Raw genomic sequence first — 9,152 nt, forward strand, 5'->3', positions numbered from 1 at the left:
GAATTTACCAGCTGGTAGCGGTCGGGAAAAGTCGATGATCCATCAGTGTGCGAATTATCTGTGAGACGCTCCGTCAGCAACGGGTTCATTCAGGTCTGTTTTCGGGCTGCGTGCGGAACGGAGTCGAGCCTCGCTGTGTTCCGGTCCGTCAGCCGTGTCGGCCGCGCGGCTTCTGCGCTCCCCGTCGGCGGTTGCGCCAGCGGCGGCCGAGGGGCCGTCGGTCCTGGGCCGCCAGCGCGAGGTCCACCTCCACCCGTGCTCCGCCCAGCGGGCCGGGCCCGATGCGAAGGCGGCCGCGGGTGGACTCGGCCGCGCTGCGCGCGATGTCCAGGCCGAGGCCGGTCGATCCGGCACCACTGGTTCCTCGGGAGAGCGCGACGGCTGGGTCCGCGATCCCGGGCCCGTCGTCCTCGACCACCAGGACGACGCTCTGGGCTGTCCGTCGTACGCTCACGGCGAAACGGGTGCCGTCCGGGGTGTGCCGGAACACGTTGCCCACCAGGGCGTCGACCACGGCCGCGACATGATCGCCCGGCAGCTGAACGGGCGTCGGTTCGTCCGTCGCCTCGAAGGTGCAGACCCGACCCTGTTGCTCGGCGAGGACGGCCCAGAAGCCGACGCGGTGGGCGGCGACCTCGGACACCTGGCATGACTCACCCGGGGCCGGGCCGGGCAGTCCGGTGCCCGTGGCGCGTGGCGCGACGCCGGACTCGGCCCTGGTGGACCTGGTGGACAGGGGCGTGCGGGCGGCGACGATGATCGCATCCAGTTCGTCCTCGAGTTGTTCGACCGCCTTCGCCAGCTGGGGCGCGGCCGGCGTGGGGCCGATCCGTTCGGCTGCGAGGCGCAGTGCGGTCATCGGGGTGCGCAGTCGGTGCGACAGGTCGGCCACCAGCTCCCGCTCGGTCGCCAGCAGTTGCCTGACCCGGTCGGCCATGGTGTTGAAGGCGTCGCCGACCGCTCTGAGGTCGGGCGGGCCGGTGGGTTCGACGCGGACGTCGAGGTCGCCCGCGCCAAGGGCAGCTGCGGCGTGGGACAGCTTGCGGGAGGCGCGTACCACGCGGGCGCCGAGGCGGTCGGCGACCAGCACCGATCCGACGACCAGGCTCGTGGCGAGCAGGGCCATGATGGTCCAGGCCCGGGTCAGTCCGCGGTTCAGCTCCGAGTCGGGCACGAACTCCTCGACCACGGCGATCTGGTCGTGCCCGAGCAGGACGGGTTGGAGGTAGTCCCGGCCTCCGGGAACGTCGCCGATCAGAGCGGTCCTGCCCTGCACCGCCCGGTTCAGCAACTGGGTGCCGGAATGGGTGGTGCCCAGTCGGCTGCCGTCGGTCAGATGGATGCAGAGGCGGCCCGTCGTGTCCGTGCGGGCCACCGCCGCGGCGAGATCGGCCTGGTCCGGGACCAGCGTCAGCAGCGGCATCGTGGCGGCCACGCGCTGCTCGGCGGCGAGCATCGCCTGGGTCTGGACGTGGGTGCGCAGGAGCAGGGCCAGCGGGACGAGGAACGACACGGTGACCATGACCGTCACGGCGAGTGCGACCGTGGCGAGGGCGGACCTCACCGGGGCGACACCAGTTTCACACCGACGCCCCGGACGGTGTGCAGGAAGCGCGGCCGGGCGGCGCGCTCGCCCAACTTCCGGCGCAGGCAGGACAGGTGCACGTCCACGGTCTGCTCATCCACGTAGGTCTGCCGCCACACCTCGGCGAGCAGCTGTCGTTTGGAGATCACCCGGTCGGCGTTCAGTGCCAGGAACGACAGCAGGTCGAACTCGCGTCGGGTCAGGCCGATCTCCCGGCCGGCGAGATGGACCGTCCGGGCGAGCGGGTCGATCCGCAACTCGCCGAGTACCAAAGGCTCGTGGTTCATTTTGGGGACTCCGTCCCCAGGGGCGAGCGTGCGGGCCGGGCTGTTGCAGCGACGCAGGACGGCGGTCAGTCGGGCGAGCAACTGCCCGCCGGAGAAGGGCTTGACCAGATAGTCGTCCGCACCCGCGTTGAGCAGTTTGATGATCTCGGCGTCGTCGTCCCGCGCGGTTGCCACCAGCACTGGGACCTGGGACAGTCCGCGGATCATCTTCAACGCGTCGGCGCCGTCGAGGTCCGGCAGGCCGAGGTCCAGCACCACCGCGTCCGGCTGCCACTGGGCGACCTCACGCAGTGCGCCGAACCCGTCGGGGGAACTGCGCACCACCAGTTGATGGCCGGCCAGCAGCTCTATCAGGGAGGCACGGATGGCGGGGTCGTCTTCCACGACGAGCACGGACGTCATGGCGCACACCGTAGCCGACGGGCCGATCCGGCTGACAGTGCCTTCGAACCGGTGGGCGGGCAGGGGCGGGTACACCGGGCCATCCGGTTGGCCACGGCCCCGGCCGTCATGGATTTCCGCTGGTCAGCGAGGTGATGCAGACGGGATTCGGGGAAGTTTAGCGGAGGCTTAGGACTTCCTTAGCGGAGGCACAGCGAGCGGTCTCGGCCGGGTGGCCGCGGTTGCCGGAGTAGCATGGTCCGCCCTCGGGAACTGCCGACACACCATCGGCGGCGGCATCGGTCGGCACCGTTCGTGGACGGTTCCGGCGGGCGCGGTGGGATGCCGCGCCCGCCGGGGCGGTGTTCGGACGGGCTGCGGGCGACACGACGGTCGGCCGATGCGCCGGTGCGTCCGCGGGCCCGTTCGCCCTGATCGCTCGCCGGAGTGGTCAGGAGACGTTGAGGGCGGTGTCGTCGATCACGAAGCTGGTCTGCTCGGCGCCCGTGGCCTCGACTCCGGTGAAGGTGATCGTCACCTTCTGGCCCGCGAAGGCCGAGAGGTCGAGGGTCTTGTGTACATAGCCGTCGGTTGCGTCCCGGTTGGTGTAGGTGGCCAGGGTGGTCGAGTTGGCCTTGACGGTCAGGGTGTCGGCGCCGGTGGACGGGTTGCAGCTGGCGACGTGCAGCCAGAAGCTGAGGCCGGCCCTGCAGCCGGCCTCAATGGTCACCTGCTGTGACAGGGTGTCGGTTGCGCGGTAGGGATAACCTCCCAACCAGGCATCCCAGTGGCCCGAGTGCGGCTGCATTCCCGTGAAGTCGTAGATCACGGCGTCGGTGGCCGTCCATGGCGCGGCCGTACCGGTCTCGAAGCCGGGATTGCCGAGCAACTGGGCCGGGGAACAGGTGGCTGAGGCCCGGGTGGGGGTCGGCTTGCCGGTCGGGGTGGCGGTGGGCTTGGCTGTCGGGGTGGTCCTGCTCGACGGCGAAGGACCGGTGGCGGTCGGTGTCGCGGTCGGCGTCGGCTGCTGGCAGCCGAGGCTGGTGAGGGAGGCGGCGAGGCGCTGGGTGAGGAAGCCGAAGAGGTTCTGGCCGTCCTGGGGTGAGGGGACGGCGGCGGTGAACTGCTTGTCGAGGTTGACGCGCTGGGCGCCGAGTGTGGCGAGGTTGGTGCAGTAGGCCGTCGGATCGCCGTTGGCCGCGGCGCCGAGTGCGGGCTGATTCACGCCCGCGCGGTAGAGATTGGTCTTGTTCCGGTTCTGCTGGTTGTTCTCGTTGACCATCGGGTCGCTGAGCGGGACGAGCGCGACGGGCGCCGCCTGGTGCTTGGCGGCCTGGAGTTCGTTGAGTGCAAGCGAGGTGACCTTGCTGCCCGGGTCGGCGAGATCGGGGGCCGTCCACGGGGCGCATCCCAGTGCCGGGTCCAGGAAGTTGTCGAGCAACAGGTTGTCGCTGCCGTTGAGCAGCGCGGCGGGTTGCGTCGTTCCCCCGCCGCTCATGGCGGAGAGATTCTTCGCGGTCTTCTGGGCGGTCGCGCCCTGGGCGGTGGACAGGTACTCGGTGGTGACGTTGTCGCTCTGGTCCTGGTCGACCACGCTGAAGTCACGCGTGGTCGGGCAGGGCTTGCCGTCACGGGCCGTGCCCAGCGGCGGGACAGCGAGCCTGCCCGCCGCCTCCGCAGTGTTGGCGGCGGTGAAGAAGGCCGGCGCGTTGCAGTAGGCGAACTGACCGAAGGGCTGCCCACCTGGCGTGCCGCCCGTGCACTTTCCGGCGGTGGTCTGGCCGGCCAGGGTGAGGACGTTGCCGTTGTAGCCGAACCAGATCCCCACCACGGCGTTCGCCGGCAAGGTCGGGACGACCGGCGCCACGGCGGGGGCGGATCCCTTGTCGATGACCAGGGGACTGTAGACGGATATCGCGCCGGTGGCCGGGTCGAGGACGGTGGCCTGGACGAACGCTGACTGGTTTCCGTTGGACTCGTGGCAGGCTCCCTGTGCCGGAACGGTCGCCTCCAACGTGTAGGGCGTGGCGAGGCCTTGGGCGGTGAGCGGGTTGGCTGGAACCTTGATGGTGCAGTTCGGGTTGGGCTGGGCCGCCGCGTCGGCGTGCGGCGCGGCCGGCGTGGTGGCGGCGAAGGACACGCCCAGGACGGCGGCGCCGGCGCTGAGTACGGCGGCGAGGCCGAGGACGGGCTTGGTCGCCCGGCGGCTTCGGCCGGGGGAGCGGTGATGAGCTGATCGTGAGGTCATGTGGGTCCTCAGGCGAAGATGCCGTGACGGCGCGATGAGGGGCTGGGGGAGCAGCCGCACGCGGACCGGTACTCGGGTCCACGCGGAAGTCCGCTTCGGGGGCCGCAGCCGGGGAGCGGGTCTCAACCTGCTTCGAACGGCGGCGTGTTCGATCGTAGGAGGCAGAACGGCTCGATGGCGCCGGCAGCGAGATCCCCTAAAAGTCGCCTAAGGACCAGCTCATCCGACGGACCGCTGCCGATGCCTCCGTCGCCCCTGCCACCACCCGGCCGGGAGCACGAGCACGCCCAACGCGGGCGGTGCGGACGGGGGCTGCGCCGGGAAGTGATCGGGATCGGTAGACGGTCGAGCGTGCCCCGGGCCTTCGGTCGCGGTCGGCAGCGAGGAGAGCAAAGCGGGTGCGTCCAGGTGCCGGATCCGCGGGACCGGCCAGACGATCGCAACCGCCCGACCCACCACGCTCGTCAGCGGAATGGTTCCTTGGCCCGGACTCCCCATGTGGAAGCGGGAGTCGGCGGACACATCGCGGTGGTCACCCATCACCCAGATCCGTCCCATGGGTACGGTGACGTCGAAGGTCTGTTGAGAAGGCGCATTGCCCGGCGCGAGATAGGGCTCGTTCACCGCGAAGCCGTTGACGGTGATCCTGCCGTGGTCGTCGCAGCAGGCCACGGTGTCGCCGCCGACCCCGATCACCCGCTTGATCAGGTTCCGCTTGTCGTCCGCGGGGAACAGGCCGACGAAGGAGAAAGCGGTCTTCACCGTTCGCAACACCGGCCCGTCCGAGGTGTTCTGTCGGTCTGTCTCCAGCCAGCCGCCGGGGTCATGGAACACCACCACGTCACCGCGGTGCGGCTGGCCGCCGAACCACGGGCTGAGCTTGTCGACCACGACCCGGTCGCCGATGTCGAGCGTGTTCTCCATCGAACCTGACGGAATCACGAACATCTGCGTCAGGAAGGTCTTCAGCAACAGGGCCAGCACCAGTGCCACCAGAGTGATCAGTGGCAGCTCGAACAGGCGGGAACGTCTCCGCCGGCGCACCGCACGCCGGGCGACCCTGCGCCGCTCGGCCCGCCCCCAAGTGGCACGATGGCGCATCCGCCGCCGCGAACCGCGAAAGCCTTGAGTTCTCATCGGCCCGAGCTTAGCGACTGTCTGCGGGGTAAAGCCGGTGGCCGTTCCCTCATTCAAATTCACTGACCCGATCGCAGCCCATCCGTCTGCGGCGAAGGCGAATTCACATCACTTGCCGATAAAGCTGCGCTAAGTCTTCTCTAACGGGTTTTCGGCAATGCTCGTCCGCATGTTCCCGGACCAGGAACGTTCCCATTCTCCGGAGGAGTCCGTGCGATCTCGATCGTTTGCCCTGTCCGCTGCCCTGGCCGTGCTGGCGCTGGCCGCCGTCTCGTTGAGCGCCAATGCTGCGCTGACGCCGCAGACTGCGGCCGCCCGAACGGCACTGCCGGAGACCATGTCCCCGGCCGTGTCCCATTCCCAGCGGCAGGACACTGTCGCTGCCGGCCAGCCGATGGCGGTCTCCGTCAACCTCAAGCTGCGCAACACCGCCGCCCTCGACCGGTTCCTCGCAGCCGTCTCCACCCCGGGTGACCCGCTGTACGGGAAGTACCTGACGCCCGACCAGTTCGCAGCCGAATACGGCCCGACCCAGGGCGACGTGGACAAGGTCACCCGGTTCCTCACCTCCCAGGGCCTGACCGTGACCGGGGTGAGTGCCAACCGGCAGGTGGTCAACGTCGGCGGCACGGCCGACCGGATCGCCGCGGCCTTCGGGACCCGCGAGAGCATGTACGTCGACGGCGAGCAGCACCGAACCTTCCACGCCAACGACACCCCCGCGTCGGTGCCGTCCGACCTGGCCGACGTCGTCGCGGGGATCGTCGGCCTCGACGACCACACCAGCCGCACCACCCGCACCGCGCGCATAGCCGAACCGGACGCCTCGACCCCGGCCGCCACCCCGGGCGGATTCGGCCCGGCCCAGTACGACGGCGCCTACAACCTGGACAAGGTCGGCACGAACGGAGCCGGCACCACGGTCGCCCTCTGGGAGTTCGACGGCTACCGGTCCTCCGACCTGACCACCTACGACCGCAGGTTCGGACTGTCCGGCCCGGCCGTGCGAACCGTCCCGGTGGACGGCGCCGACTTCGACGCCCACCCCGGCCAGGGCCAGGGCGAGGTCGAGCTGGACAGCGAGATCGTGCGCGGCGTCGCCCCCAACGCCCAGCAATTGATCTACGAGGCACCCAACAGCGACCAGGGCGAGGTCGACATGGCAGCCAGGATCGTCGCGGACAACAAGGCCTCGGTCATCTCGATCTCCTGGGGCTCCTGCGAGCCGGACACCACCGTCTCGATCATGACCGCGGTCAACAACTCCTTCAAGCAGGCCGCCGCCCAGGGCATCTCGATCTTCTCGGCCTCCGGCGACGACGGCTCGCGCGACTGCAGCCGCTCCGCCAGCGGCCCCGGCGTGCCCGCGGTCGACTTCCCGGCCTCCAGCCCGCACAACACCGGCGTCGGCGGCACCAACCTGAGGCTGAGCGGCAACACCTACTCCGCCGAGAGCGCCTGGATCACCTCCGGCGGCGGCACCTCCAAGGTCTTCGCCAAACCGACCTACCAGAACGGCACCGGCGTCAACGCCGCCCGACGCACCGTACCGGACGTCTCCTCCGACGCCGATCCCGCCACCGGGTTCGCGATCTTCACCCAGGGTAAGGCCGGCCCCAGCTGGCAGATCGTCGGCGGCACCTCGGCGGCCGCTCCACTGTGGGCGGGCTTCACCGCGCTGTACGACCAGAAGGCCAAGGCGGCAGGCCGGGCAGTGCTGGGCGAGGCGAACCCGAAGCTCTACGCGCTGGCCAACTCCGGCGGCGGCCAGTCGGCGTTCCACGACGTGACCACCGGCGGAAACCAGGACTTCCGTGCCAGGCCCGGCTACGACCAGGTCACCGGCCTGGGCACCCCGGTGGCCGACCAGCTGGCCGCCCGGCTGCTCGCCGCCCACCGCTGAACGGGACGGCCCCAATGGGATAGCCCCGACCGACCTTGAAGCCGCGTACGGCGAAGGCCGCTGACGAACGCACGAGGTTCCGCTCGCCCGGTGGCCTGGTGGCTCCCGATGGCCTCCCGCTCAGCATCGTCGAAGCGGTGCTGAGCGGGGCCCCGGCGGTACCGACTGAGCCTGGAGTGAGCGTTCCCTTAGGGAAGTCGAAAGTTCCGCGCTGACGGTGTTTTCGACACGCCGACAGGCCGTACGGTCTCTCTCACCAAGCCCGGTACGGGCAGCACGGCACCGGGCCCACCTCACCCGTCCACGCCGCCACGCCGGCCCGCCGCGCGGCCGGCATGCGGGCCCACACCGACGCACGCCGGGCCGGTGGCCACGGCCATCTGCCGACGCGCACCCCCCGTCACACTCCGCACCGTAAGGATCGTCCGTGAACGACATGGCCATCCCGGCTGTCACAGCCGCCCCTGAAGGAGGCGCCGAGCTGCGTCTCGTGGTCCGTCTCGACTGGCAACGCGTCGCCGAACTCGGACTTCTCGCATCCGAGTTGGCCAGTGAGCTGAAGCGGCCGGTCACTCTCGACGAAGCGGTGAGCCACCAACTGGCCTTCCGTACCCGCCCGGTGGCTCCGGCTCACGGCACCGTCGGCACCCTCGTCGGCACCACGCCGACGACGACGGTGATGCCGCTGTCCGGCGCGGCGGCCGTCGAAGCCCCTGGCCAGGCGCCGGTCGCGGCCGGCAAGCAGGCCGGACCCGCGTCGCTGGAGAGCGGCCCGTCGGGCCGGCCCGCAGCCGTTGCGTCCGGCCAGTCTCCGGTACGGCAGGCAACCGCGCCGGCGCAGACCGACGACAAGAACACTCATCCGCTGGTCGCCGCAGGGTGACCGCCGAGGCCGGACAGGTACCGCCCTCCTGGTCGGGTTCGTCCGGCTCCGGCCCGTACCGCACTCACAGCACTCATCGGAACCGCTCACCCCGGAGGGACCGCAGCATGGAACTCTCATCCCGGACCACTTCTCTCCGCCCTCGCGGCGAGGGTGGCCGAGCTGCCAGCGGCCGGCGGATGTCGTACCTCCTCCTCGCCGTCGGGACCTCGCTGCCGGCCGTGGCGTGCACTCCCACCGTCCCGACCGCCGCTCCCTCCGTCGCCGCGCCGCCGTCGGATGCCGGGACGAACGGCACGCCGACCGAACTGCCGGTCGGCGCACCGTCCGGCGGGCCGACATCCGAACCCGTGGGCACGCCGACCGGAATGCCCGCCACCACAACGGTCGGAACGCCGACGCTGAAAACGGGTGGAAAGCCCACCACCAGGCCGCCCGGAATGCCCACCGGTCGGCCGACCGAGCCGAGCGGTGTGCCGACCGCCATGCCGACGTCCGGCCCGGCCGATCCGACCTCCGGCATGCCGACGTCCGGCCCGGCCTACCCGCCCACCGGCATGCCGACCGCGGCAGGCAGTGCCCCGACGCCGGTCTACGGCAGCCACTGGTAGAGCGCCACCCGCCGGGCGCGGAGGCGCGCCGGCACCCAGGCGGTGGGTCTCCCACCGCTTTCCCCGGCGCCACACGGCCGATGTCGTCCGGCGCCGGGAAACCCACGCTCATGTGCA

General features: G+C 70.6%; 7 protein-coding genes. 3 read left to right on the forward strand and 4 right to left on the reverse strand.

All coding sequences use genetic code 11. The features are described from left to right. Positions 1-148 precede the first annotated feature (148 nt). From ABZW30_RS18845 to lepB, 4 genes are all read right to left on the reverse strand, one after another. Positions 149-1,564, reverse strand: a complete 1,416-nt coding sequence (locus ABZW30_RS18845) for a HAMP domain-containing sensor histidine kinase (protein ID WP_355672235.1) — start codon at positions 1,562-1,564, stop codon at positions 149-151. After that, entirely contained in the window at positions 1,561-2,274 is a 714-nt protein-coding gene (locus tag ABZW30_RS18850; protein ID WP_355672236.1) for a response regulator transcription factor, read from the reverse strand. Before ABZW30_RS18850 ends, ABZW30_RS18845 begins: the two co-directional genes overlap by 4 nt. A 430-nt stretch (positions 2,275-2,704) precedes the next feature. After that, positions 2,705-4,501: a hypothetical protein gene (locus ABZW30_RS18855; protein WP_355672237.1), complete on the reverse strand. Its 1,797-nt coding sequence runs from the start codon at positions 4,499-4,501 to the stop codon at positions 2,705-2,707. 219 nt (positions 4,502-4,720) lie between these two features. Continuing rightward, a complete protein-coding gene (gene lepB / locus ABZW30_RS18860) occupies positions 4,721-5,701 on the reverse strand; it encodes a signal peptidase I (RefSeq protein ID WP_355672238.1) in 981 nt (326 codons plus the stop codon). Between the two features lie 148 nt (positions 5,702-5,849). On the opposite strand from lepB, the gene ABZW30_RS18865 reads away from it, so the two are divergent. The 3 genes from ABZW30_RS18865 to ABZW30_RS18875 all read left to right on the forward strand — a co-directional run bounded on the left by ABZW30_RS18865 (position 5,850) and on the right by ABZW30_RS18875 (position 9,035). Then, positions 5,850-7,541 carry a S53 family serine peptidase gene (locus ABZW30_RS18865; RefSeq protein ID WP_355672239.1) on the forward strand — a complete coding sequence of 564 codons (1,692 nt, stop codon included), beginning with the start codon at positions 5,850-5,852 and terminating at the stop codon, positions 7,539-7,541. A gap of 436 nt (positions 7,542-7,977) precedes the next feature. Beyond that, on the forward strand, positions 7,978-8,424 hold the full coding sequence (locus tag ABZW30_RS18870) for a hypothetical protein (protein WP_355672310.1): 447 nt from the start codon (positions 7,978-7,980) through the stop codon (positions 8,422-8,424). A gap of 179 nt (positions 8,425-8,603) precedes the next feature. Then, positions 8,604-9,035: a hypothetical protein gene (locus tag ABZW30_RS18875; RefSeq protein WP_355672240.1), complete on the forward strand. Its 432-nt coding sequence runs from the start codon at positions 8,604-8,606 to the stop codon at positions 9,033-9,035. The last annotated feature ends 117 nt before the right edge of the window (positions 9,036-9,152 follow it).

Source organism: Kitasatospora sp. NPDC004669, from assembly GCF_040609455.1.
Taxonomy (GTDB): domain Bacteria; phylum Actinomycetota; class Actinomycetes; order Streptomycetales; family Streptomycetaceae; genus Kitasatospora.

Coding starts and splice junctions, on each gene's coding strand:
- ABZW30_RS18870 (WP_355672310.1), top strand. CDS start 7,978: ATGGCCATCCCGGCTGTCACAGCCGCCCCTGAAGGAGGCGCCGAGCTG.
- ABZW30_RS18855 (WP_355672237.1), bottom strand. CDS start 4,501: ATGACCTCACGATCAGCTCATCACCGCTCCCCCGGCCGAAGCCGCCGG.
- ABZW30_RS18850 (WP_355672236.1), bottom strand. CDS start 2,274: ATGACGTCCGTGCTCGTCGTGGAAGACGACCCCGCCATCCGTGCCTCC.
- ABZW30_RS18875 (WP_355672240.1), top strand. CDS start 8,604: ATGTCGTACCTCCTCCTCGCCGTCGGGACCTCGCTGCCGGCCGTGGCG.